The organism is Pseudopontixanthobacter vadosimaris (assembly GCF_012979275.1).
Taxonomy (GTDB): domain Bacteria; phylum Pseudomonadota; class Alphaproteobacteria; order Sphingomonadales; family Sphingomonadaceae; genus Pseudopontixanthobacter; species Pseudopontixanthobacter vadosimaris.
In genome coordinates this window covers 187,127-209,998 of sequence record NZ_JABASZ010000025.1, presented here as the reverse complement: position 1 = coordinate 209,998, position 22,872 = coordinate 187,127, and the positions used below count along the sequence as shown (strand labels likewise).

General features: G+C 65.7%; 21 protein-coding genes. 13 read left to right on the top strand and 8 right to left on the bottom strand.

The window, feature by feature from the left end:
• Positions 1 to 70: 70 nt before the first annotated feature.
• Complete coding sequence (locus tag HG250_RS06105) at positions 71 to 2,476, top strand: FtsK/SpoIIIE family DNA translocase (RefSeq protein ID WP_170003756.1); 2,406 nt, start codon at positions 71 to 73, stop codon at positions 2,474 to 2,476.
• Positions 2,477 to 2,506: 30 nt separating this feature from the next.
• Here the strand turns inward: HG250_RS06105 and HG250_RS06100 are convergent, their stop codons facing one another.
• From HG250_RS06100 to HG250_RS06090, 3 genes are all read right to left on the bottom strand, one after another.
• A complete protein-coding gene (locus HG250_RS06100) occupies positions 2,507 to 3,145 on the bottom strand; it encodes a flavin reductase family protein (protein WP_170003753.1) in 639 nt (212 codons plus the stop codon).
• Between the two features lie 77 nt (positions 3,146 to 3,222).
• Positions 3,223 to 4,263, bottom strand: a complete 1,041-nt coding sequence (locus tag HG250_RS06095; protein WP_170003750.1) for a substrate-binding domain-containing protein — start codon at positions 4,261 to 4,263, stop codon at positions 3,223 to 3,225.
• A 111-nt stretch (positions 4,264 to 4,374) separates the two neighbouring features.
• The gene (locus tag HG250_RS06090) at positions 4,375 to 5,544 is read right to left on the bottom strand and encodes a porin (protein WP_170003747.1); all 1,170 of its coding nucleotides are present in this window, start codon (positions 5,542 to 5,544) and stop codon (positions 4,375 to 4,377) included.
• 190 nt (positions 5,545 to 5,734) lie between these two features.
• On the opposite strand from HG250_RS06090, the gene ald reads away from it, so the two are divergent.
• The gene (gene ald / locus HG250_RS06085) at positions 5,735 to 6,850 is read left to right on the top strand and encodes an alanine dehydrogenase (RefSeq protein ID WP_170003744.1); all 1,116 of its coding nucleotides are present in this window, start codon (positions 5,735 to 5,737) and stop codon (positions 6,848 to 6,850) included.
• 42 nt (positions 6,851 to 6,892) lie between these two features.
• On the opposite strand, the gene HG250_RS06080 is transcribed toward ald, so the two are convergent.
• Both HG250_RS06080 and HG250_RS06075 read right to left on the bottom strand, forming a co-directional pair.
• Positions 6,893 to 7,294, bottom strand: coding sequence for an acyl-CoA thioesterase (locus tag HG250_RS06080; protein WP_170003741.1), 402 nt, complete (start codon positions 7,292 to 7,294; stop codon positions 6,893 to 6,895).
• On the bottom strand, positions 7,291 to 9,375 hold the full coding sequence (locus HG250_RS06075; protein ID WP_170003738.1) for a S9 family peptidase: 2,085 nt from the start codon (positions 9,373 to 9,375) through the stop codon (positions 7,291 to 7,293). Before HG250_RS06075 ends, HG250_RS06080 begins: the two co-directional genes overlap by 4 nt.
• Before the next feature lie 54 nt (positions 9,376 to 9,429).
• Here HG250_RS06075 and HG250_RS06070 point away from each other — a divergent pair, with 54 nt between their 5' ends.
• The 11 genes from HG250_RS06070 to ribA all read left to right on the top strand — a co-directional run bounded on the left by HG250_RS06070 (position 9,430) and on the right by ribA (position 20,621).
• Positions 9,430 to 11,283, top strand: a complete 1,854-nt coding sequence (locus HG250_RS06070) for an aminopeptidase P family protein (protein ID WP_170003736.1) — start codon at positions 9,430 to 9,432, stop codon at positions 11,281 to 11,283.
• A 212-nt stretch (positions 11,284 to 11,495) separates the two neighbouring features.
• Positions 11,496 to 12,086, top strand: a complete 591-nt coding sequence (locus HG250_RS06065; protein ID WP_170003733.1) for an EF-hand domain-containing protein — start codon at positions 11,496 to 11,498, stop codon at positions 12,084 to 12,086.
• 37 nt (positions 12,087 to 12,123) lie between these two features.
• Positions 12,124 to 12,870, top strand: coding sequence for a response regulator (locus HG250_RS06060; RefSeq protein WP_338103870.1), 747 nt, complete (start codon positions 12,124 to 12,126; stop codon positions 12,868 to 12,870).
• Positions 12,867 to 14,261, top strand: a complete 1,395-nt coding sequence (locus HG250_RS06055; protein ID WP_170003727.1) for an ATP-binding protein — start codon at positions 12,867 to 12,869, stop codon at positions 14,259 to 14,261. Before HG250_RS06060 ends, HG250_RS06055 begins: the two co-directional genes overlap by 4 nt.
• Before the next feature lie 58 nt (positions 14,262 to 14,319).
• Positions 14,320 to 16,134 (top strand): aminodeoxychorismate synthase component I, encoded by a 1,815-nt coding sequence (gene pabB / locus HG250_RS06050; RefSeq protein WP_170003724.1) that lies wholly within the window; start codon positions 14,320 to 14,322, stop codon positions 16,132 to 16,134.
• Positions 16,131 to 16,799, top strand: coding sequence for an RluA family pseudouridine synthase (locus HG250_RS06045; RefSeq protein ID WP_170003721.1), 669 nt, complete (start codon positions 16,131 to 16,133; stop codon positions 16,797 to 16,799). Before pabB ends, HG250_RS06045 begins: the two co-directional genes overlap by 4 nt.
• The gene (arfB, locus tag HG250_RS06040; protein ID WP_170003718.1) at positions 16,792 to 17,217 is read left to right on the top strand and encodes an alternative ribosome rescue aminoacyl-tRNA hydrolase ArfB; all 426 of its coding nucleotides are present in this window, start codon (positions 16,792 to 16,794) and stop codon (positions 17,215 to 17,217) included. Before HG250_RS06045 ends, arfB begins: the two co-directional genes overlap by 8 nt.
• Positions 17,218 to 17,405: 188 nt before the next feature.
• Positions 17,406 to 17,573, top strand: a complete 168-nt coding sequence (gene rpmG, locus HG250_RS06035) for a 50S ribosomal protein L33 (RefSeq protein WP_160755883.1) — start codon at positions 17,406 to 17,408, stop codon at positions 17,571 to 17,573.
• A gap of 195 nt (positions 17,574 to 17,768) precedes the next feature.
• Entirely contained in the window at positions 17,769 to 18,419 is a 651-nt protein-coding gene (locus tag HG250_RS06030; protein ID WP_240956932.1) for a LolA family protein, read from the top strand.
• Positions 18,420 to 18,720: 301 nt separating this feature from the next.
• On the top strand, positions 18,721 to 19,515 hold the full coding sequence (xth, locus tag HG250_RS06025; protein ID WP_170003949.1) for an exodeoxyribonuclease III: 795 nt from the start codon (positions 18,721 to 18,723) through the stop codon (positions 19,513 to 19,515).
• A gap of 41 nt (positions 19,516 to 19,556) precedes the next feature.
• Entirely contained in the window at positions 19,557 to 20,621 is a 1,065-nt protein-coding gene (ribA, locus tag HG250_RS06020; RefSeq protein ID WP_170003715.1) for a GTP cyclohydrolase II, read from the top strand.
• Position 20,622: 1 nt separating this feature from the next.
• Here ribA and asd read toward each other — a convergent pair whose 3' ends face one another.
• From asd to HG250_RS06005, 3 genes are read right to left on the bottom strand one after another with little or no spacing between them, the layout of a single operon-like run.
• Positions 20,623 to 21,495: an archaetidylserine decarboxylase gene (gene asd, locus HG250_RS06015; protein WP_240956931.1), complete on the bottom strand. Its 873-nt coding sequence runs from the start codon at positions 21,493 to 21,495 to the stop codon at positions 20,623 to 20,625.
• Positions 21,492 to 21,767, bottom strand: a complete 276-nt coding sequence (locus HG250_RS06010; protein ID WP_170003712.1) for a DksA/TraR family C4-type zinc finger protein — start codon at positions 21,765 to 21,767, stop codon at positions 21,492 to 21,494. Before HG250_RS06010 ends, asd begins: the two co-directional genes overlap by 4 nt.
• A 52-nt stretch (positions 21,768 to 21,819) precedes the next feature.
• Positions 21,820 to 22,818: a right-handed parallel beta-helix repeat-containing protein gene (locus tag HG250_RS06005; RefSeq protein WP_170003709.1), complete on the bottom strand. Its 999-nt coding sequence runs from the start codon at positions 22,816 to 22,818 to the stop codon at positions 21,820 to 21,822.
• Positions 22,819 to 22,872 lie beyond the last annotated feature (54 nt).

Sequence of the window (22,872 nt, the reverse complement as noted above, 5' to 3'; positions counted from 1 at the left end):
AGGGGCCATGACTGAAGACGAGGTGGGGGACGCGGCACTGGCCGCGGCACCGAACAGCGGAAGACGGATAATGGCGACACGCGCAATCGGGGACCGGGGCCTTCGCAGCAGCGGCAAGCAGGCGGCGACGGACTGGCGCGCAGCCTTCCGGCGCTCGTTGCGCCGCGCGGGGCAGATGGTCGGCGCTCTCGTGCTGTTATGCGCCGCACTGTTCCTTGCGCTGGCGCTCGTCAGCTATACGCAGACCGACGCCAGCCCTTCCACCGCCGCTTCGGGTGACGACATCCGCAACTGGATGGGCCTCACCGGCGCATGGGCGGCGGAACGCGCGCTTTTCATCTTCGGCCTTGCTTCGGTGCTGCTGCTGCCGCTGCTCTATGTCTTCGCCCGCAAATTGTGGCGCGATGTGGAGGAGGAGGACCGCGACACCGAGACCCGCTGGTGGCGTCCCACCGGCCTGCTGCTGCTGGGCATGGCCCTGCTGGCCTGTGTGCTCTCGCTCGCTTTCGAGGGGCCGGGCGGCACCCTGCCCGCGTCGATGGGCGGGCTTGTCGGGCTGCTGGGCGCAGGCGCCGTGGAGGCATTGGCATCGCGCTTGCCGGAAGCCTTGCAGGGCTGGGTGATCCTGCTGGCCGCGCTGGCCGCGCTGGCGGGCGGCGTCACCATCGTCACGCGGGTATTCGCGCTCGACTGGGCGGCGCTGCTGACGCTGCCGGGTTTCCTCAAGGCCATACCCCTCGCCCGCCGCCGAATGGCCGCAGACGATCCGGAGAATGCCGAGGAAAGCAGCGCGCCCGAAAAGCCTCGCAAGGCTTCGAGAGCCGAACCGCGCGGCGAACCGCGCCCGGAACAGGCTGCCGACATGCCGCGCCGGTCGCCCGAAATATCCGACCCGTCCGCGCCCGTGCGCCCGGCCGAGGCGCGTGCGCCGAAGCCTCGCCAGACGGACATGTTCACCGCCGATTACCAGCTCCCCAGCCTCGACCTGCTGGAGGAACCGCCCGTCCACGCCGCGCCCAAGCTGGACCGGATGGCGCTGGAGCGGAACGCCCGCCTGCTGGAAAACGTGCTCGACGATTTCAACGTCAAGGGCGAGATCACCGCCGTCCGCACCGGTCCCGTGGTCACCATGTACGAACTGGAGCCCGCCCCCGGCATCAAGGCCAGCCGCGTCATCGGCCTGGCGGAGGATATCGCCCGCAACATGAGCGCCATTTCCGCCCGCGTCTCGCCCATTCCCGGCAAGACGGTGATGGGCATCGAATTGCCCAATGCCGACCGCCAGATGGTGGTGCTGAAGGAACTGGCCGCCAGCGCCGCCTTCGCCGACAGCGACGATGGCCTGCCGATCATCCTGGGCAAGGACATCGCCGGCGATCCGATCGTGGCCGATCTTGCCGCCATGCCGCATCTGCTGGTGGCCGGCACGACGGGTTCGGGTAAGTCGGTGGGGCTGAACTGCATCCTGCTGTCGCTGCTCTACCGCTTCACACCCGCCGAATGCCGCCTGATCCTGATCGATCCCAAGGTTCTGGAGCTGAAAAGCTACGACGATATTCCGCATCTCCTTTCACCCGTCGTCACCGAACCGCATAAATCGGTGCGAGCGCTGAAATGGGCGGTCGAGGAAATGGAGCGCCGCTACCGGCAGATGAGCAGCATCGGGGCGCGCAATATCGATGGCTTCAACGAAAAGGTGAAATCCGCCGCCGCGCGGGGCAAGCCACTGGGTCGCCGTGTCCAGACCGGCTTCGATCCCGAAACGGGCGAGGAACTCTACGAGGAAGAGCAGCTCGATTACCAGGCGCTGCCCAAGATCGTGCTGATCGTCGACGAACTGGCCGATCTGATGGTGACGGTGGGCAAGGAGATCGAGGTTCTGATTCAGCGCCTGTCGCAGAAAAGCCGCGCCGCCGGTATTCACCTGATCATGGCCACGCAGCGTCCCAGCGTCGATGTCATCACCGGCGTCATCAAGGCGAACCTGCCCACCCGCATCAGCTTCAACGTCACCAGCCGCATCGATTCGCGCACCATCCTGGGCGAACAGGGCGCGGAACAATTGCTGGGCAAGGGCGACATGCTGTTCAAGCCGAGCACCGGCGCATTGGTCCGCGTGCACGGTCCCTTCGTTTCCGATGACGAGGTGGAGCAGGTCGCCAGCCACTGGCGCGCGCAGGGCAAGCCGGAATATGTCGATGCGGTGACGGAAGAACCCGAAGATGGCGGCGGCTTCGGCTTCGACGATGAACTGACCGCCAGCGACGATCCGGACGAGCGGAAATACCGGCAGGCCTGCCAGATCGTGTTCGAGAACCAGAAGGCGAGCGGCAGCTGGCTGCAGCGCCAGATGGGCGTCGGCTACAATACGGCGGCCAAGTGGATCGAGAGGATGGAAGGCGACGGGCTGGTCGGCCCGGCCAACCATGTCGGCCGCCGCGACATCTACCGCGACGAGAACGGCAACCCGCTCTAGGCTGAGAAAACCGCCGGCGCCGGGGCCCGTTCAGACCGTCTCCTCGGGCCAGCTCTTGCGGTCGATGACGATCTGGTCCGTCCCGCGCCAGTAATGGCCCGCACCATGGGCGCGGCCGAGCAGCTTCAGCGCCGGTGCGTCGATGCGCAGCTTGCCGTCCTCCTCGCTGAGGACGGAGTCCACGATATCCATCGCGATCACCTCGCCGATGACGATGGCCGAATTGTCCGACGTGTCGACGATCTTCCAGACCTTGCATTCGAAGGTGACCGGCGATGATGCGATCACCGGCGGCTTCACATGCCGGGCCGGGCGGGTTTCCACCCCGGCGAATTCCAGCTCGCTGGTGCCGGCAGGCGCATTGATCGCCGTCATCACCATGATCTCGGCATCGGCTTCCGTGACGAGCGCGATGGTGAATTCGCCGGTTTCGCGGATCACCCGCAGACTGTCCTTCTGCGCCTCTCCGGCCCGTGCATTGTCGCCTGCAATGCCCAGCACCACCAGCGCCGGATCCGCGCCCATCGCATTGAAGAAGGAATAGGGCGCGGCGTTCGTGCGACCGGCATTATCCAGCGTGACCACCCAGGCGATGGGCCGCGGCGTGATGGTGTTCACCAGCAGCTTGTAACGTTCGGCGGGCGACAGTTCGGAAAATTCATAACGCATGGCGGCTCCCTTAGCGAAGCGTGCTCCACCTTGCCAGCGCCGTTGCCGCGTCAGGCGCGGTGACGGCAAGACTCGGATCAGCCGAGATCGTCCGCCATGATCGTCGTGAAGCTGCTGGCGGCTTCGGCATTCCTGGCCAGCACATCGTCGGGCGAAGCGATCATTCCGGCGCGGGTCAGCAATCCGTCACGCGACCAGTTCTTCGCCCATTCGGCGACATATTCGCGCAGGCCGGGAACGGCATCCAGATGCTGCTTCTTCACATAGATATAAAGCGGTCGCGCACCGGGATAGTCGAAGCTGGCGATATTGTCATAGGTGGGCATGACGCCGTTCATCGGCAGGCCCTGCACCTTGTCGGCATTTTCCTCGAGATAGGAATAGCCGAAGATGCCCACCGCCTGCTTGTTGCCCTCGATCTTCTGGACGATCAGATTGTCCTGTTCGCCCTGGTCGACATAGGCGCCGTCATTGCGGACCTCGGTGCAGATCTGGTCGTAGCGATCCTCGTCGCTTTCCTTGATCGCTGCCATGCCGGGGCCTTCCTCGCAGCCGACTTCGAGGATCAGTTCCTTCAGCGCGTCGCGTGTGCCCGAGGTGGAGGGCGGGCCATAGACCAGGATCGGCTGCGCGGGCAGGCCGGGATCGACATCGGACCAGAGCTTCGCCGTCTGCGCTTCGCCATAGGGATTGGCAGCGAGGGCGCGGTAGACGATTTCCGGTGTCAAATTCATCTGGATACCGCCCTGCGAGGAAGCAAAGGCGATCCCGTCCAGCCCGACCTGCAGTTCGACGATCCCGGTCACGCCGTTCTGGTTGCAGGTGGCAAATTCCGAAGGCTTCATCCGGCGCGAGGCATTCACGATATCGGGCGTGTTGCTGCCCACGCCCTGGCAGAAGAGCTGGATGCCGCCGCCCGAACCGGTCGATTCGACCAGCGGGCTGTTCATGCCGGGATTGGAGCGGGCAAAGCTTTCCGAAATCAGCTTGGCGAAGGGATAGACGGTGGAGGAGCCGACCGCGCGAACCGAATCGCGCGTCGCGCCGCCTTCGGTGCCGCAGGCGGAAAGGGCCAGGGCGGAAAGGGCGGCGAGACCTATGGAGAGCTTGAGGCGCATGATATTTCCCGGAATGAATCAGGTTGGTGGCGGCTTGATAGGATCATTGCATGACAGTTTGGCTACAACGGCCGGCAGGCTTGGCAAACTGCCGGAACAGCGCCGGACTTGTCAGAAATCGAACTGCGCCCGCATGCCGAAGGCATCGACCCTGTAGGAGGTGTCACCCGCCAGCGTCGGCTCGGCGGAGTCATAATACAGGCGTTCGTAATTCGCCATGATCCGCGTGCTGGCAGTCGGCACCCAGACGAGCGCAAGGCCCACGGCGTTCTGTTTGCCGCCGACGATATCCTCGTCCACCAGATCGAGATAATCATAGCGGACGTTCAACTGGACAGCGCCCGGGCCGCCCTTCGTGACCGGGCGTTCGGGACGGATGCGGTCGAACCTGCCTTTCCTGTAGCCGCGGCGGTCACCCTTCGTGAGGAAATATCCGGCCTCGACATAGCCCCCGACAAAATCGGCATCGTGCAGAATGGGGCGATCGACGCTTTGCCGGAAACCTTCGGCCGCGACATGGAACGGCCCGGCGATCGCGGCGGCTTCCAGCCCGAAACCATTTTCCGCATCGGCATCGAAACGGCCGGTGTCGATGTAGCGTTCGTCGGTGAAGTGGAAGCCGGGGCGCTGACGGAAACGCAGCGTCTGACCATCGACCAGCCGGGCGTAATGCGCCGATCCGCCAAGGTGCAGCTGCATGTCGCCTATCCGGGGCATATAGACCGCCCTTGCATCGAGGCTCCAGTCGCGGTCCCCGTCGGAATCGATCGGTTCGCCGAAGACACCGGCCTGCAACAGGATATCCGATTCGTGATACTGCGCCGACAGGCCGAGGCGCCGCTGGAAACCGAAGGCATCGGTGAATGCGGCGCGTTCCAGGAACGAAGTATGCAGGCTGCTGGTCACTTCTTCGAGCGATTGGAAATTATTGTGCTGTCCGGCGGTCAGTTCGACATCGCCGGTTCGGTAGGTGATGAGCGCATCGGCAAATTCGACGGTGCCGCTGCCGAATTCCAGCTCGACCCTGTAGCCGAAATCGCCGGGAACGGTTCCGCTCACCCCGAGGCGGGCGCGCCGCACTTCCTCGCCCCAACCGTCCGGCAGGCCCGATCCGTCCGGGGCATGGATGAACCCGGCATCGAGCTGGATGCGGCCGCGTGGCTCGATGCTCCAGCCATTCGAATCACCGGCTTCCGCCTTTGTGGCAGTCTCCTGCGCGGTGGCGGGTTGCGCCCCTGCGGCGGTGAGGGCGAGCAATGCTATGGAAGATGCCAGTTTCACGGTGTCGCAACCTCTTGCTTATGATGGGTCCGGGGTTCTTTTGCGTCCCTTGTGTGACCGGCGTATGACGGTTCGCGGATCGAGGCGGCAGATGCCGTGTTATCCGCGCCCGGTGGGTTGAAGGCAGCCGGTTTCACTTGTAACGAAGCCCGCAAAACCGGGCCGCCCGGTCCCGCAGGAGAGAGTCGCGATGCGCATCGGTTGCCCCAAGGAAATCAAGAATCACGAATATCGCGTCGGGCTGACTCCTGAAAGCGTGACGGAAATGGTGCATCACGACCACGAGGTCTGGATCGAGAGCGGCGCGGGCCTCGGCATCGGCGCGACCGACGCGCAATATGTCACCGCGGGCGCGAAGATCGTCGATGGCCCGGACCCGATCTTCGCCGAATGCGAGATGGTGGTGAAGGTGAAGGAACCGCAGGCGGAGGAACGCAGCAAATTGCGCCGCGGCCAGATCCTCTACACCTATCTGCACCTTGCCCCCGACCCGGACCAGACGCGCGACCTGATCGATTCCGGCGTGACCGCCATCGCCTATGAAACCGTCACCGGCCCCAATGGCCAGCTGCCGCTGCTGAAACCGATGAGCCAGGTGGCGGGCCGCATGAGCATCCAGGCCGGGGCCAATGCGCTGGAGAAGGCGCATGGCGGGCGCGGCGTGCTGCTGGGCGGGGTTCCGGGGGTGATGCCGGGCAAGGTCGTCGTGATCGGCGGCGGCGTCGTCGGCTTCAACGCGGCGCAGATGGCGGTCGGCCTCGGCGGGCAGGTCACCATCATGGACCGCGACCCCGAGGTTCTGGACAAGGTCGGCACCTTCTTCGAAAACCGGGCCAGCACGCGCTTTTCCAACAAGGCGAACCTGGAAGATGCGGTGGCCGAAGCCGATCTGGTGATCGGCGCGGTGCTGATCCCCGGTGCCGCTGCGCCCAAGCTGGTGACGCGTGAGATGCTCGGCCTGATGAAGCCGGGCGCGGTGCTGGTCGATGTCGCCATCGACCAGGGCGGCTGTTTCGAAACCAGCCATGCGACGACCCATGCCGAACCGACCTATATCGTCGATGACATCGTGCATTATTGCGTCGCCAACATGCCGGGCGCGGTCGCCCGCACCAGCACCTATGCGCTGAACAACGTCACCCTGCCTCATGCCCTGCGGATCGCGCGGATGGGGTGGATGGATGCGATGCGCGCCAATCCGCATCTGGCGGAAGGGCTGAACGTGCATGATGGCAAGCTGACCTACCGCGCCGTGGCCGAGGAACTGGGCTATGACTATCACGCGGTGGCGGATCTGCTGGCCTGACGAGGCAATCGGCGGGCAGGCACGCGGCCTGCCCCTGTCGGTTCAATTCTCCGCGTAGAACGCGCCGGCGACTTCGGGCCTGATGCGGACGAGCCGGCCGCTCGCCTTCTCCAGCATGGCCCAGGTCGAGCGCACCGATACCAGCACCTTGCCGGCATCATCCGTGAAGCTGACGCAGCGGTCGAAACGCGCCCCGCGCGGCGCATCGGGAATCCAGGTCTCCGCCGTGACGGATTCGCCTGCGCCGATATTGCCGCGGTAATCCACCTCGTGCCGGGTCACGACCCAGAAATAGGCCTCGACATGCGCCGGGTCCGCCCGCGCCTGCCAGTGGCTGGTGGCGATGTCCTGCGCCCAGCCGAGCCAGACGACATTGTTCACATGGCCAAGCTCGTCGATATGTTCGGGCCGGGCATCGAAGCGGCGCGTGAAGCGGGCGCTCATTCCGCTCTGTCCGCAAGGCCCATCTGCCACAGGATGAAGGCGAATTCCTCCGCCGTTTCCGTCAGCGACTGGAAGCGCCCCGATTTGCCGCCATGGCCCGCGCCCATATTGGTCTTGAGCAGCAGTTCATTGGTATCGGTCTTCTTCTCGCGCAGCCGGGCGACCCATTTCGCCGGCTCCCAATAGGTGACGCGCGGGTCGTTCAGCCCCGCCGTCACCAGCAGGGGCGGGTAATCCTGCGCCGTCACATTGTCATAGGGGCTGTAGCTGCGGATCAGGTCGAAGGCGGCCCTGTCCTCGATCGGATTGCCCCATTCGCCCCATTCGCCCGGCGTCAGCGGCAGCGAGGCATCGAGCATCGTGGCCAGTACATCGACGAAGGGCACATGCGCGACCACCGCGCCCCATAGTTCAGGGTCGGAATTGATCACCGCGCCCATCAGCTCGCCGCCCGCCGATCCGCCGGAAATGCTGATCCGCCCGGCAGTGGTATAGCCGCGCTCCACCAGCCCTTTCGCCACGTCGACGAAATCGGTGAAAGTATTGATCCGCCGCTCCAGCTTGCCGAATTTGTACCAGGCGCGCCCCAGGTCGTCACCGCCCCGCACATGCGCGATGGCATAAGCGAAGCCGCGATCCACCAGGCTGAGGCGCGTGACCGAAAAGCCCGGCGGAATGGCGATGCCATAGGCACCATAGCCATACAGATGCAGCGGACCCGCAGGCGCGCGATCCTTGCGGTAGAGCAAGCTGACAGGGATCATCGTCCCGTCCCGCGCCGCGATCTCCAGCCGCTGCGTTTCATACAGCGTCGCATCGTAGCCGGAGGGAATCTCCTGCACCTTCAGCACTTCCAGCCGCCGCTCGGCCACAACGTAATCATAGGTGGTCGCGGGCGTGTCCATGCTTTCGTAGGACACGCGCAGCCGCTCCATCGCCCATTCGGGATTGTCGCCCAGCGATGCGGTATAGCTCGCCGCCGGAAAGGCGATCGGCTCGGTGCGGGCGGGATCGTCGTAGAAACGGATCTCGATCGTATCCAGCCCGCCGACGCGCGATTCCAGCGCATAGAAATCGCGGAACAGGTCGAAGCCGGTCAGATAGACCTCGTCGCTGCCCGCGATCAGGGTTTCCCAATTGCCGGGATCGTCCAGCGAAGCGGTGGCGAGGCGGAAATTGTCATGGGTGTCGTTGGCGAGGATATACAATTTGCCATCGCGCTCGTCAGCCTCATATTCGACGCCCTTGCGCCGCTCCCTGACGAGGATCGGCGCCGCCAGCGGATCGTCCGCCGGGACCAGCCGCACCTCGCTGGTTTCATGGTCCGACGTGCCGATGACGAGCCATTTCTCATTCGCCGACAGGCTCGACCCGACGCGGAAACCCTCGTCATCCTCGTGATACAGTTCGACATCGCTCTCCAGCGGCTCGCCCAGCCAGTGCAGCCGCGCATTGTCGGTGCGCCATTGTTCGTTGGCGAGGCTGTAGACCACGCCGCGATCATTCCCGACCCAGACCAAAGAGGACAGCGTGCCCGGAATCTCGTCCGCCAGCATCTCGCCGCTGGACAGGTCGCGGAACCGCGCGGTGAAGCGTTCCGAACCATTGTCATCGACGCTGAAGGCGAGTTTCGATCCGTCTGCGCTGACCGCGATGGCGCCGAGGCGGAAATAGTCGCAGCCCTCCGCCAGCGCGATCTCGTCCAGGATCAGTTCGTCACGCGCCCCGCCCGGCTCCGCGCCCACCGGGCAACGCCACCATTTCTTGTATTCGGCCCCTTCCTCATATTCGATCCAGTACAGCCAGCGGCCATCCTTCTGCGGCACCGATCTGTCCGCTTCCTTGATGCGCCCGCGCATTTCGGCAAACAGCGTGTCCACCAATGCGCGATGCGGGGCCATGCGATGTTCGAACCAGGCGTTCTCCGCCTCCAGATGCCGCAGGATCGCGGCATCCTTCACTTCCGGATAGGCGGGATCGCGCAGCCAGGCATAATGGTCCGGCACGGTAATGCCATGGTGGCTGAGGCTGGACGGTTTTCTGGCCGCGACGGGCGGGCCTGCAGGTGTGGTATCACTCATTCCGATCCCCTATGTTAGATGGAGACAAAAGAACAAGACCAAGGACAGACCGCCATGCTGATGCAGACCCATGAAGCCCGCCTCGATTCCCTCCGCCGAGAACTGGAGCGCCAGGGGCTGGACGGTTTCGTCATCCCGATTTCGGATGAACACATGTCGGAATATATCGGCAGCTATGCCCAGCGCCTGTCCTGGCTGACCGGCTTCGGCGGATCGGCGGGCAGCGCGGTGGTGCTGCGAAAAGACAGCGGCAAGGGCGGCAAGGGTGCGGCCATGTTCATCGACGGGCGCTACACCATCCAGGTGCGCGACCAGGTGGACGAACGGCTGTATGACTATTGCCTCGTGCCCGATGTCGAGATGGGCAAGTGGATCGCGGAGAACGCAGGGTCCGGCGCGAAGATCGGTTACGATGCGTGGCTGCACACCAAGGGCTGGGCCGAAAGGACCGGAAAGGCGCTGGCGAAGAAGGGCATGAGCCTTGTCCCGGTCGAGCAGAACCCGGTGGACGCGGTGTGGGAAGACCAGCCGGAACCCTCGGCAGCACCCGCCACGATCCATGCCGATGAACATTCGGGCCGTTCCAGCGCGGACAAGCGCACCGAGGTCGCCAATTGGCTGAAAGAGGAAGGCTATGACGCGGCGGTCATCCCGGCGCTCGATTCCATCGCCTGGCTGCTGAACATTCGCGGCACGGATGTGGAGCGCACGCCGGTCGCCCTGTCCTATGTCATCGCCCATGCCGACGGCACGGCGGAATTGTTCGTCGCGCCCGAAAAGATCACGCCCGAACTGACGCAGCATCTCGGCAATGCGGTCACCGTCAGACAGCGCGATGCTTTCGAGGGGGCGCTGGCCGACATGAAGGGCAAGATCGTCTCGGTCGATCCCGATTACGGCGTCGCGGGCATCCATCAGGCGCTGGAAGCCGCGGGCGCGAAGCCGGTGGCCGACCGCGATCCCACCATCCTGCCCAAGGCGATCAAGAACCCGGTCGAGGTACAGGGCCACCGCGACGCGCAGGCGCGCGACGGGGCGGCGGTGACGAAATTCCTGCACTGGCTGGCCACCGAAGCGCCCGGCGGCAGGGAAACCGAGCTGACCGCTGCGGCGAAGCTGCGCGCGTTCCGCGATGAAACGGGCCTGCTTCGGGACCAGAGCTTCGACACGATCTCCGCTGCCGGCCCCCATGCCGCGATCCCGCATTACCGCGTGGACGAGGAAAGCAGCCTGACCATCGAGCCGGGCAGCGTTTTCCTGTGCGATTCGGGCGGGCAATATCTCGACGGAACGACCGACATCACCCGCACGGTGTGGATTTCCGGCGCTGGTGAGAAAGCCATGCCGACCGCCGAAGTGCGCGACCGTTTCACCCGTGTGCTGAAGGGCCACATCGCCATCGATCGCGCGGTCTTTCCGCAGGGCACCGCCGGGGGGGAACTGGACGGGTTCGCCCGCCAGTTCCTGTGGCAGGTCGGGCTGGATTACGGCCACGGCACCGGCCACGGCGTCGGCAGCTTCCTCGGCGTTCACGAGGGGCCGCAGCGTATCGCCAAGCTGACGGGTTCCTATCCGGGCACGGGGCAGGAACTGCACGAAGGCATGATCCTGTCCAACGAACCCGGCTATTACAAGGGCGGCGAATACGGCATTCGTATCGAAAACCTGATCCTGACCGTCGCGCGCGAAGTGGATGGGGCAGGCTTCGGGACCGATGGGGGGCGCTTCCTCGGCTTCGATACGCTCACCTTCGTGCCCATCGCCCGCGACATGGTGGATGCGGACCTGCTCACGGAAGACGAAAAGGCGTGGTGGAACGATTATCACGCGCGCTGCCGCGAGATCCTCGCGCCGCAGCTGTCGGGCGAGGTGCTGGCCTGGATGGAGGATGCCTGCAAGCCGCTCTGAGCGGCTGCGGCCCTCGCGCCATTGCAGGCCGATGAACGGGGGCGTGTCGCCGCGACATTCTGCGACAAATCTCGCGGATCGCGGCATAAGCGTGCGACATTTGCCGCCTAGAAGGGTGTCATGAGCTGCGGCGGGTTTTCTCCCTCCCTGAACGCCCCCCCCTGAACGACCCGTCGCAGCTCTCCAGACCAGACTTCAAGAGGATCATTCCCATGCGCAAGCAGACAATCGCCCTTTCCGCAGCCCTGCTGTCGCTGGCGGCGACCGGCAGTATCGCCCTTGCCCAAACCAATGGCACCCAAACCAATGGCACCCAAACCAGTGGCACCCAGACAGCTGGCGGCTCCCTTACGCGCGCCGAGGCGCAGACCCGCGCCAGTGCCGCGTTCGACCGGATGGATGTCAATAATGACGGCCGGCTGGATCAGGCCGACCGCACGGCGCGCCGGAACGCCCGTTTCGACCGCCTCGACACCGATGGCAACGGCAGCCTGAGCCGCACCGAATTCGCCGCGATGCATGGGATGCGGGGCGAACGGGCCGACAGGTCCGAACGAAGCGGCGAAGCCCGTCAGGATCGCCGTGGCAGGCGTGGCGCAGGCAAGGGCCGCATGGGCGGCATGGGCGGGCGCGATATGATGCAGAAAATGGATGCCAATGGTGATGGTTCGGTCACGCAGGCGGAATTCATCGCACAGGCGATGACCCGCTTCGCTGCCGCCGATTCCGACAATGACGGCACGGTTACTGCCGCGGAACGTCGGCAGGCCCGCAAATCCGCCCGCGCGGCGCGGGCAAACTGATCCTGGCCCGGACCGATCCGCCTTGCCAGGTGACGCGGTGACCGAAAGCGCGACCGCCATCCTGCTCGTCGATGACGAGGAGATGCTGCGCGAACCCCTGGCCGCCTATCTCAGGCGCCAGGGCTTCGCCGTGACGGAAGCTGCCAGCGCCGCCGCTGCACGCAGCGTGCTGGTGGACGGCACTCCCGATCTCGTCCTCCTCGATATAATGATGCCGGGTGAGGACGGGCTGTCGCTCTGCCGCCATCTGGTGGAGGCGAGGAATATCCCGACCATTCTCCTGACCGCGCGGGGAGAGGCGACCGACCGGATCATCGGACTGGAAATCGGTGCCGACGATTATCTGGTCAAACCTTTCGAACCGCGCGAGCTGGTGGCGCGCATCCGTTCGGTCCTGCGCCGGGCGAACCGGATTCCCGATGCGGCGGAGCAGGCACCGGCGGGCGAGGATCGCGATTACCTGTTCGAAGGGTGGCGGCTGGACGTGCTGAAGCACCGCCTGACCGACCCCGATGGCGCGATGATCTCGATCTCCACGGCAGAATACCGGCTGCTGCGCGCATTCCTCGACCATCCCCGCCAGGTGCTCGACCGGGACCGCCTGCTCGACATGGTGCAGGGCCGCGAAGCGCATCTGTTCGACCGCGCGGTGGACAATCAGGTCAGCCGCCTGCGCCGCAAGATCGAAGCCGACAGCCGCAACCCCGAATTCATCCAGACCGTGCGCGGGGGCGGATACCGCTTCGCCGCCGATGTCCGGCGCGCAGGCACCGAAGCGCCGTGATCCGTCTCTGGCCGCGCAGCCTGCTGGGGCAGGTGCTGCTGTGGACGGCGCTGGCGCTGCTGGCGGCGCAGGGTATCTCCGCCGTCCTGCTGTATCGCGCGGCGGAGGACCGGCGCGCGGCGGAGATGCTGAACGCCGCGGCCTTCCGTTTCATCGCGCATCAGACGGAACATTCCACGCCGCCAGGCAGGCAGAGCCAGGGACACGAACGCCATGCGCGGCGCGGTCCCCCGGTGCAGGCGACTGCCAGCTTGCCCGATGCGCTGAACGGACAGCGCCGGCCCGCACAGGAGGACGCGTTAGGCGCAATCCTCGACATTCAGAACATCGGCTATGCGGAGATTGCTGTGGGCCGGATCGCCGTGAGCGACGATGCCGCGTCCCTCGCCTGGCTTGACCGCAGAGGCAGGGAAACGGGGCCGGATGCGCGCAATCGCCAGGTGATGCTGGCCGCCATTCGGCGCAGCGATGGCACCTGGCTGGTATCGCGCCAGATCGAACGTCGCCGCGAACCGCGCGTGTGGCGCGGAATCGCCTTGCAGACGGCGATCATCTATCTCGTGCTCGTCGGCGGGCTGGCCCTGCTGCTGCGGCGCACCACCCGCCCTCTCGCCGATCTGACCCGGCGGGTGGAGGAATTCGGCCGCGCGCCTGCCGGGCAGATTCCGGGCGATCTTCCGAACGGCCTGCCGGACTCCCCGCGCGGGCCGGAGGACGTGCGGAGGCTCGTCGCCGCACAGCTTGCCATGGAGCGCCGCATCGCCGCCATGCTGAACGAAAAGGACGTGATGCTGGGGGCTATCGGCCACGATCTCAAGACCCCGCTCGCCGCCCTTCGCGTGCGGATAGAGAGCGTGGGCGACGAAGCCGAGAGGCAGAAGATGGCCGCCGGGATCGATGATCTCTCGCAGACGCTAGACGACATCCTGTCGCTCGCCCGGATCGGCCGTTCCGACCAACCGCCCGAAAAAGCCGAACTGTCGACCCTGGTGACGGCGGTGGTCGAGGAATTCGAGGATGTGGGCGCTGCGGTCGAACTGGGCCCGATGCTGCGTATCGTGCGGCCGGTGCAGGTCACCCTGCTTCGCCGCGCGCTCCGCAATCTGGTGTCGAACGCGCTGCGCTATGGCGAGGTGGCGGTGGTATCGGTGGCAGAAGACGGCGGCGCGGCCATCTTGCGGGTGGAGGATTCCGGGCCGGGCATATCCGAAGCGCGCATCGACGCGATGATGGAGCCTTTCGTTCGCGGCGAGGCATCGCGCAACCGCGCCACCGGCGGTTCGGGCCTCGGCCTCGCCATCGCCCGCGCCATTGCCGAAGCGCTCGGCGGAAAGCTCGTTCTGACCAATCGGACCGAAGGCGGCTTGCGGGCGGAAATCCGCCTACCCTGACAGCGCGAAGCGCGCACCGGCCCTCGACTTGGGCTGCGAAGCCGGTAAATGGGCCTTGATGGCGGTTGCGGCTCCCTTTGTCCTGCTCGACGATGCAAGGCGCGAAAATGCGGCGGAAGCGCGGCTTTACAGCAGCCCTTCGCAGATTTTCGTCGCGCGCCGGGCGGATGAGGTGGAAAAGGCACTGGCGGCGGCGGAAGCCGCGCGGCGCGAAACCGGCCACACGCTGGCGGGTTATCTTTCCTACGAGGCGGGCCTCGCCCTCGAACCGCGCCTTCGGGATATGGCCGACACAAGCATCGGGGCGGGCGGGCCGCTGGTCTGGCTCGGCCTGTTCGATGGATGGCAAACCTTTGCGCCCGACGCCGTGCCGGAATGGCTGGAACGGCAGGTTACAACGCAAGGCATCAGCAGCCTCGGCCCGCTCGACCCGCAGATTTCGCATGGCGAATATGCCGCGCGGTTCGAACGGCTGCAGCAAGCCATTCGCCATGGCGACATCTATCAGGCCAATCTGACCTTCCCGCTCGCCGGCAGCTGGCGCGGCGACCCGCTGACGATCTATGCCGCCTTGCGCGCCGAATCGCAGGCCGGATATGGCGGGGTGATCTTCGATGGCTCCGACTGGCTGCTCAGCCTGTCGCCCGAACTTTTCGTGTCGGTGAAGGGCGAAATCGCCCGCGCGAGGCCGATGAAGGGTACGCGCGCTCGCGGCGAAACACCGCAGCAGGACGAAGCCCTGGCCGACGATCTGCGGGCATCGGTAAAGGACCGGGCCGAAAATCTGATGATCGTCGATCTGATGCGCAACGATTTGTCGCGCGTCGCCATGCCGGGCAGCGTGCGGGTGGAACAGCCATTCACGGTCGAAACCTATCCGACCTTGCACCAGCTGGTGTCCACCGTGGAAGCGAAACTGCGCCCCGATGCCACCGTCATGGAACTGCTTCGGGCGATGTTCCCCTGCGGTTCGATCACCGGCGCGCCAAAAATCCGCGCCATGGAACTGATCACCGCCACGGAACGCGACGCGCGAGGCGTCTATTGCGGCGCCATCGGCCGCATCGGCGGGGCAGCGGACGGCAGCGGCGACGAAGCGGCGTTCAATGTCGCGATCCGCACCCTGCGCCTGACGCCCGTCGAGAACGCGCAAGGCAACGTGGTGCTGGGTGTCGGATCCGCCATCGTGGCCGACAGCGAAGCCTTGCCCGAATGGCGCGAGGCGCTGCTGAAAGGCGATTTCGCGCGCCGCGCTGCACCGGGGTTCGACCTGCTGGAGACGATGCGCTTCGACCCCGACGAAGGCATCGCCCTCCTCGATTTGCATCTCGAACGGATGAAGGACAGCGCCGATGCGCTGAGCTTCGCATTCGATCGCCATGCGGCCCGCAACGCAATCCAGGCATTGTGCTTCGAACTCGAAAACCCCGCCCGCCTGCGGCTGATGCTGGCGCGGAGCGGGGCAACTTCGCTGGAAGCCTCCGGCTTGCCCGAACCTCTCGCCGGTCCTGCCCGCTGCATCGTCCTTCCCCTGCCGGTGGACAGTGGCGATTTCCGGCTGCGGCACAAGACCACCGACCGCCATTTCTGGGAAGATGCGCTGGCCGTGGCACGCGCCAACGATGCGGCAGAGGCACTGATGATCCGCGACGACGGGTTGCTGACCGAAGGCAGCTTCACCTCCCTTTTCGTCGAACGCGGCGGCACCTTGCACACCCCGCCCGCGCATCTCGGCCTGCTGCCGGGCGTGCAGCGCCGCGCCCTCATCGAATCGGGCCGGGCGGTGGAAAGCGAATTGCGGCTGGAGGATCTGGAGGGCGGATTCTGGATCGGCAACGCCCTGCGCGGATTGATGAAGGCGGAACTTGCATGAACATACCCATCCTGTTCGAGGACGGCGAGGCGCTCGTCATCGACAAGCCTGCCGGCCTGCCGCTGGAAACCCCGCGCCGCGGCGGCCCGGCGCTCAGCGACCATTTCGAAACGCTGAAGCTGGGGTTTCACCGCCCGCCCGCCATCGTGCACCGGCTCGACACCGATACGTCGGGCTGCCTGCTGCTCGCCCGTAACCCGAAGGCCTTGAAGCGGTTCAACAAGGCATTCGAGGACCGCCAGGTGACGAAACGGTATCTGGGAATAATCGCTGGCGAAGTCGCGGATGAGGGCGGCACGATCACGCTCGCCCTGTCGAAGATCAGCAGCGAGAAGCAGGGCTGGCGCATGATCCCGGCGCGCGCGGGCAAGCCATCCGTCACCCATTGGCGGCGTCTGGCGGTCGCGAATGGCAACAGCCTGCTGGAATTTAGTCCCGAAACCGGGCGGACACACCAGATTCGCGTTCATGCGGCATCGGGCCTCGGCGCACCGCTGCTGGGCGATCCGCTTTACGGGGCACGGCAACCCTATGCGCGTATGATGCTGCATGCGGCAGACCTCGCCATTCCGCGCGAGGGCAAGGACGCCATCGCCGCCACCGCGCCGCTGCCGCGCGAATTTGCGGATTTGGGTTTTGCAGGGCCGGGCGCCGCCGATGGCTGACGGCGGCCCGGTGGACGAAGCCTGGCTCGAACAGGCATTGGCAGAGGCCGAGGAAAGCTTCATCGCCTCGTCCGGACCGGGCGGGCAGAATGTCAACAAGGTGGCGACTGCGGTCCAGTTGCGGCTGAATGTCTTCGCCCTGCGCCTGCAGCCGCAGGTATTTCGCCGCTTGAAGGGACTGGCCGGAACCCGGATGACCGCACGGGGCGACATCGTCCTGACCGCCCGCAGCCACCGCACGCAGGACGCGAATCGGACCGAGGCGCGCGAGCGGATGGCCCAGTTGCTGCGGCAGGCCCATGTCCAGCCGCGCCAGCGCAAGAAGAGCCGCCTCAACCGCATCAACAAGGAAAAGCGGATTCGCGGCAAGAAGAACCGCGGAGCCGTCAAGGCCGCGCGCGGCAAGGTGGATTATTGACGCGGCCCCTGGCCGAACCTGCGTTTCCGCACCGACGGCGAGCGACCTCCGCCTTGACTTATGCGCGGGCCTCGGCCAAGGCGCTGGGCCTATGAGGGGCGGCGCGATGCGTCGCCCGATGTTGTTTACCCTATCTCTTCGCTGGCGGCATAGCCCGACCGGCTTTTCGAAAGCATCAGGATAGCGCCATGGCGAAACCCGCAACCGTCAAGATCAAGCTGGTCTCCACCGCCGACACCGGCTTCTATTACACGACCACCAAGAACCCGCGCAACATCACGGAAAAGATGACTTTCCGCAAATATGATCCCGTCGTGCGCAAGCATGTCGAGTTCAAGGAAGCCAAGATCAAGTGATGCGAGCGCCCGCCTGACCGGCGGGCGTCATGTCCCGGACCCGGTCTGTCGGCGGGCGGGCCGGGGCCGAATGATGAACCTGCGGAACCGGCGGGGTTCAGTGACGGTTCAACGCTTCGTCGCCATGAATGGCAGTCAATGACACGGAGCATTCCTATCTTGCACACACGCATCCTGCATTCGCCTATGCTGCACATGATCGCCAGAAAGCCGCTGCGCATCGCGCTGGCGGCGGCCGTTGCGATCGGCATCCCTTCTGCCGCCATGATGCTGCCGGTCACCCCGGCGCTTGCCGCTGCCGGGGATCTCGACCGCGCCGTTGCCGCATTGCGCGGCATTTCCACCATGCGCGCCAGTTTCACGCAGACCGACCGCAACGGGCAGGCCGTGAACGGCGTGATGACGCTGAAACGTCCGGGCAAGATCCGGTTCGAATACCAGAAGGGCGTGCCCATGCTGGTGGTTTCGAACGGCAAGTCGCTGACGCTGGTGGATTACGAGGTGAACCAGGTCCAGCGCTGGCCCATCGCCAATTCGCCGCTGGGCGCCCTGCTCGACCCGTCGCGCGACGTGAAGAAATACGGCAAGCTGCTGCCCACCGGCAATCCCGACGTGGTCAGCGTCGAGGTGCGCGACCCGAACAAGCCGGAATTCGGCGTGATGACGATGATCTTCACCAGGAATGCCGCCGCGCCGGGCGGGCTGGAGCTGACCAATTGGGTCACGCTGGACGCGCAGAATCAGCGCACCACGGTTCGCCTGAAAAACCATCGCTACGGGGTGGCGGTCGCCGACAATGCCTTCACCTATCGCGATCCGCGTAAATCGTCCCGTCGCCCGCGCTGAACCGCTGGACGGCATTATGCCCGGGATACGCGTCGCACCGCCAGCATCGTTCATGGCATGGCAAGCCGGGCGGGCCTAGAAAGTTCATGACGAAGCGGTCGGAGTCGGGTTTCCCCCCTGTTGCCCTGACCTCCATCAACGCCGTTTCGTCAAAGCGTGACGAACGCTGACAATGAACCCTCGTGCCACTGCCCCCGGCGCGAGGGTTTTTTGCGTCCTGCACCCGCCCGGCTTCAGCGCCGCTAAGGAACCGCGCCGCTCTCCGATAGACATGCAGCGCCTGCCGCCCTATCGCCGCGCCATGGTCAAAATTGCCTCGTGGAACATCAATTCCGTCCGTCTGCGGATGCCCATCGTCGAACGCTTCATCGCCGAGGAATCGCCCGATGTCCTGTGCCTGCAGGAGATCAAGACGGTGGAGCAGACCTTTCCTTTCGAAGCCTTCGCCAGGCTGGGCTACACCCACACGGCGGTGCACGGGCAGAAAGGCTATCACGGCGTGGCGACCGTCAGCCGTATCCCGCTGAAGGAACATTCCCGCCACGACTGGCAGGACAATGGCGAGGCGCGCCATGTCGGCGTGGAGCTTGGCGGCGCCGGGCAGGGCGTTATCGTGGAGAATGTCTATATACCGGCCGGCGGCGACATTCCCGACCGCGAGCAGAACGCGAAATTCGGCCAGAAACTGGATTTTCTCGATCGGATGACGCGCTGGGCGGAAAAGGTCGATCGCCCCACCCTGATCGTCGGCGATTTCAACATCGCCCCGCTGGAAAGCGACGTCTGGAACCACAGGCAATTGCTGAAGGTCGTCAGCCATACGCCAATAGAGATCGAGACACTGGACCGCTTCCGCGATGCCCACGGCTGGAGCGATATCGGCCGCGAACATATCCGCGACCCGGAACGCTATTTCAGCTGGTGGAGCTATCGTTCGAAGGACTGGAAGGGAAACGACCGGGGCCGCAGGCTGGATCACATGTGGGCCAGCCCCCAGCTTGCCCGGCAGGCCGTGGCGCATGGCGTGCATGAACGCGCCCGCGACTGGGAGAAACCTTCCGATCACGTGCCGCTGGTGACGGAGTTCGATCTCTGAACGGGACCGGCAGCGCCTCCCGCCCCTCCCCGTCGCGCCGGGTGGCGCTGGCGGTCGACGCCTTGCGCCACGGCTGGCCGATCGCGGTGGAATGTGCGGCGCAGGGCGGCGGCGTGGCCGAAACGCGTATCCTGTTGCCGGTGGAGACTGCCATCGCTCCGGGCGCGAGAGCCGAGTTCCTGCTGATCTCGGCGGCGCGCGCGGCGACGCTGAAGCTCGGCAATCAGCGCGCTGCCGCTGCGCCTCATGCGCCGGTGCTGATGGCGGGCGTGGAGCCCTTCGACCTTTCCGCCGCCTTGCCGGTGGCCGACCCCGCTCTCGACCTTGCCTCGCCCATGAAGGGCCCGTTCCGCGCCGCCCCGCTGCCGTGGCACGAAGCGGCGGTCGCAGCGCTGGAACTGGCGCGGATCGCGGGCATCCTTCCCGCCTTCATGGTCGATCCAACCGGGGCGGGGGAAGCGCAAGACGTGTCGCCCGCCGATCTCGACGCCTTTGCCGACCCGGCCCGGCTCGCCATCGCCACCCGCGCGCGGCTGCCGGTGGCGGCGGCGGAGGACACGGAGATCGTCGCCTTCCGCAGCCCCGACGATCTGCGCGAACATGTTGCCCTGATCATCGGCCAGCAGAATGGCGACCGCGTGCCGCTGGTCCGCCTGCATTCCGAATGTCTGACGGGCGATATTCTCGGCAGTTTGAAATGCGATTGCGGCCCGCAGCTCGATGCCGCGCTTGCCGCCATGGCGGAAGAAGCGGCCAGGGGCGGCTGGGGCGTGCTGCTGTATCTGCGGCAGGAAGGGCGCGGCATCGGCCTCTTAAACAAGATGCGCGCCTACAGGTTGCAGGACCAGGGGTTCGACACGGTGGATGCCAATCGCCGCCTCGGCCTGCCCGAGGAGGCGCGCGATTTCCCCGTCGCGGCGCGCATGCTCGACCTGCTGAACATCCGGGAAATACGCCTGATGACGAACAACCCGGCGAAGGTCACCGCGCTGGAACAGGCGGGCACGCATATCGTCGAGAGAGTGGCGCACCAGCTTCCGGCCAATCCGCACAATGCGCGCTATCTCGATACCAAGCGCGACCGCGCCGGACATTTGCTGCGCTGATCTACTCCGCGTCGAGGCGGCGGGCGATGGCCTGTCCCATGCGGACCTTGTCGCCGGCGCGGAAATCGGCCAGCCATTCGATACGGCCTTCCTCGAACAACAGCACGACGGTGGAGCCGAGCAGGAACTTGCCCATCTCGTCCCCTGCTTCGTAGGACGGCGCTTCATCGCCCTCGGCTTCGGCCAGCACGGAGCGGATCAGCGCCTTGCCATGCGGTTCCACCGGGCCGGACCAGGCCGTCTCGATACCCGCCACGATCATCGCGCCGACCATCACGCTGGCCACCGTGCCAATCCCGGTGTCGAAGATGCAGGCAAGCCGTTCGTTTCGGGCGAACAGCCCCTCGACCCCTTGCGCCGTGGCGGCATTGACCGAAAACAGCTGCCCCGGAACATAGATCGTGGCAGCGAGCGTTCCCGACACCGGCATGTGGACGCGGTGATAATCGCGCGGCGACAGATAGATCGTGGCGAAATGGCCGCCTTCGAACCGCCGGGCCAGATCGGCATCGCCGCCCAGCAATTCGCGCACCGAATAATCGCGCCCCTTGGCCTGCACGATGCGCCCGCCGGTGATGCGGCCAAGCTGGCTGATCGCGCCGTCCGCCGGGCTGACCACGTGTCGCGAGGCATCGGCGATGGGCCGGGCGCCGGCTTTCAGGGTGCGGGTGAAGAAATCGTTGAAGCTCCTGTAATCGCGTTCCGGCCGTTCGGCTTCGCCCATGTCGACATTATAGGCGAGGATGAAGCGGCGGATCAGCAGATCCTTGATCCACGGGTTCTCGCTCGCGGCGAAGCGTCCGGCGAAGCGGGAGAGGCCGTGATGCGGCAAGGCATGTTGCAACCAGATGAAGGGTTTGCTCAAGACACTCATCGCAGCTGGCTGTCCTTGCTGCCGCGGCGGTTCATCGCGCTATGCCGCACCTGTCCGTCGCGCGTGCCCTGGCAATTCACGCAGGTGCGAGTTCCGGGCAGCGCAATACGGCGCTTCTCCGGTATCGCTTCACCGCAATCGTCGCAATATTCCGCGCCCGAACCGGACGCACTGGCCGCAGCCATGCGCGCCCTTGCCGCGGCAACCGCGTCGCTTACCGTATCGTCGATCTGGTCCTGAACCGCGCCATCGCGCGTCCACCCGCCTGCCATGTAATGCTCCTTTTGCCCTCAACGGCCGGGGAGCAGGCGCGGTTCCGCGAGGTCAGCGGCGTTCGAACGCCTGCAGGCCGGTGCCGAGGCGGTTTTCCCCGATCTCCAGCCGGTCGCCCGACCAGTCCGCGACGAAGATAGTATTGCGCGCCAGGTCGGGCACGAGCCGCGCATCATTGCCGGCGATCCGCAGGCCGTCGGCGCTGTGGTTTTGCTGTTCGGCAGCGATGGCGATGAAAGCGGAGTAATTTTCCTTGTCGCGGCCCTGCACGAACCAGTTGTCGGTGATCGAACCGGAAGCGCCCGCGGGCAGGTCGATCATGTAATTGGTGCCGCGCCCCCGCGAATCGTCGAAACTGTTGCCCGCGATCTCGACCTTGCCCGCCCGCGCCTTCACATAATGGCCGCCGGTTCCCGCCTCGAAACGGCTGCGCGTGATACGGAGCATGCCGTAATCGCCGACATAGATGGAATGGGCGCAGCCGCCCGCACCTTCGCAGGTGCCGAGCCCGCTGAAGGTGCTTTTGTCGATGATGATGGCCGAGGCCGGATCGTCGGCGGTCAGGATCCCCTGCTGGCTATCCTCGAAGCGGCTTTGCGCCACCGTCAGATCGCCGCGTTTCAGCCGGATGCCCGCGCCGTTCATGTCGGGCACGGCCATGCCGCGAAAGGTGAGGCCGACGACACTGGCCTCGCGCCCGCGCAGCACCAGCGCCGCCTTGCCTTCGCAGGTCGTGCCGTCGAAAACCGCCGCGCCGGGTCCGGTGGCGAAATAGGACACCCGCCCCGCCTGCTGCACCGCGCATTGGCGATAGGTGCCGGGGGCAATGGCGATGGTGCCGGTCGCATCGCCGATGGAATCGACGGCATCCTGAAGCCTGGCGAAGCCGCGCCCGGTTTCGGTGACGGTGAACGCCGCCGTGCTTTCCTGCGCCATCAGCGCCCCTATCGGGATAGCCGCGACCGCAAGGGCCGCGAGCGCCAGCGGCCAGGCGAGCGAGATGCGCTCTGCGGGTTGGCGTTCTGACGGGGTGCGGGCGGGCTTATCCATGGACTGCAATCTGAACGACATTGGTTAACGGAGTGTCAAGATAATTTGCGCCGG

Excerpts from the sequence above, each read along its gene's own strand:
- rpmG (WP_160755883.1), top strand. The coding sequence starts at position 17,406 with ATGGCGAAACCCGCAACCGTCAAGATCAAGCTGGTCTCCACCGCCGAC.
- HG250_RS06010 (WP_170003712.1), bottom strand. The coding sequence starts at position 21,767 with ATGGCAGGCGGGTGGACGCGCGATGGCGCGGTTCAGGACCAGATCGAC.
- HG250_RS06080 (WP_170003741.1), bottom strand. The coding sequence starts at position 7,294 with ATGAGCGCCCGCTTCACGCGCCGCTTCGATGCCCGGCCCGAACATATC.
- pabB (WP_170003724.1), top strand. The coding sequence starts at position 14,320 with ATGGCGGTTGCGGCTCCCTTTGTCCTGCTCGACGATGCAAGGCGCGAA.
- HG250_RS06075 (WP_170003738.1), bottom strand. The coding sequence starts at position 9,375 with ATGAGTGATACCACACCTGCAGGCCCGCCCGTCGCGGCCAGAAAACCG.
- HG250_RS06030 (WP_240956932.1), top strand. The coding sequence starts at position 17,769 with ATGATCGCCAGAAAGCCGCTGCGCATCGCGCTGGCGGCGGCCGTTGCG.
- HG250_RS06095 (WP_170003750.1), bottom strand. The coding sequence starts at position 4,263 with ATGCGCCTCAAGCTCTCCATAGGTCTCGCCGCCCTTTCCGCCCTGGCC.
- arfB (WP_170003718.1), top strand. The coding sequence starts at position 16,792 with ATGGCTGACGGCGGCCCGGTGGACGAAGCCTGGCTCGAACAGGCATTG.
- ald (WP_170003744.1), top strand. The coding sequence starts at position 5,735 with ATGCGCATCGGTTGCCCCAAGGAAATCAAGAATCACGAATATCGCGTC.
- HG250_RS06100 (WP_170003753.1), bottom strand. The coding sequence starts at position 3,145 with ATGCGTTATGAATTTTCCGAACTGTCGCCCGCCGAACGTTACAAGCTG.
- HG250_RS06065 (WP_170003733.1), top strand. The coding sequence starts at position 11,496 with ATGCGCAAGCAGACAATCGCCCTTTCCGCAGCCCTGCTGTCGCTGGCG.
- HG250_RS06070 (WP_170003736.1), top strand. The coding sequence starts at position 9,430 with ATGCTGATGCAGACCCATGAAGCCCGCCTCGATTCCCTCCGCCGAGAA.
- HG250_RS06105 (WP_170003756.1), top strand. The coding sequence starts at position 71 with ATGGCGACACGCGCAATCGGGGACCGGGGCCTTCGCAGCAGCGGCAAG.
- xth (WP_170003949.1), top strand. The coding sequence starts at position 18,721 with ATGGTCAAAATTGCCTCGTGGAACATCAATTCCGTCCGTCTGCGGATG.
- HG250_RS06045 (WP_170003721.1), top strand. The coding sequence starts at position 16,131 with ATGAACATACCCATCCTGTTCGAGGACGGCGAGGCGCTCGTCATCGAC.
- HG250_RS06005 (WP_170003709.1), bottom strand. The coding sequence starts at position 22,818 with ATGGATAAGCCCGCCCGCACCCCGTCAGAACGCCAACCCGCAGAGCGC.
- asd (WP_240956931.1), bottom strand. The coding sequence starts at position 21,495 with ATGAGTGTCTTGAGCAAACCCTTCATCTGGTTGCAACATGCCTTGCCG.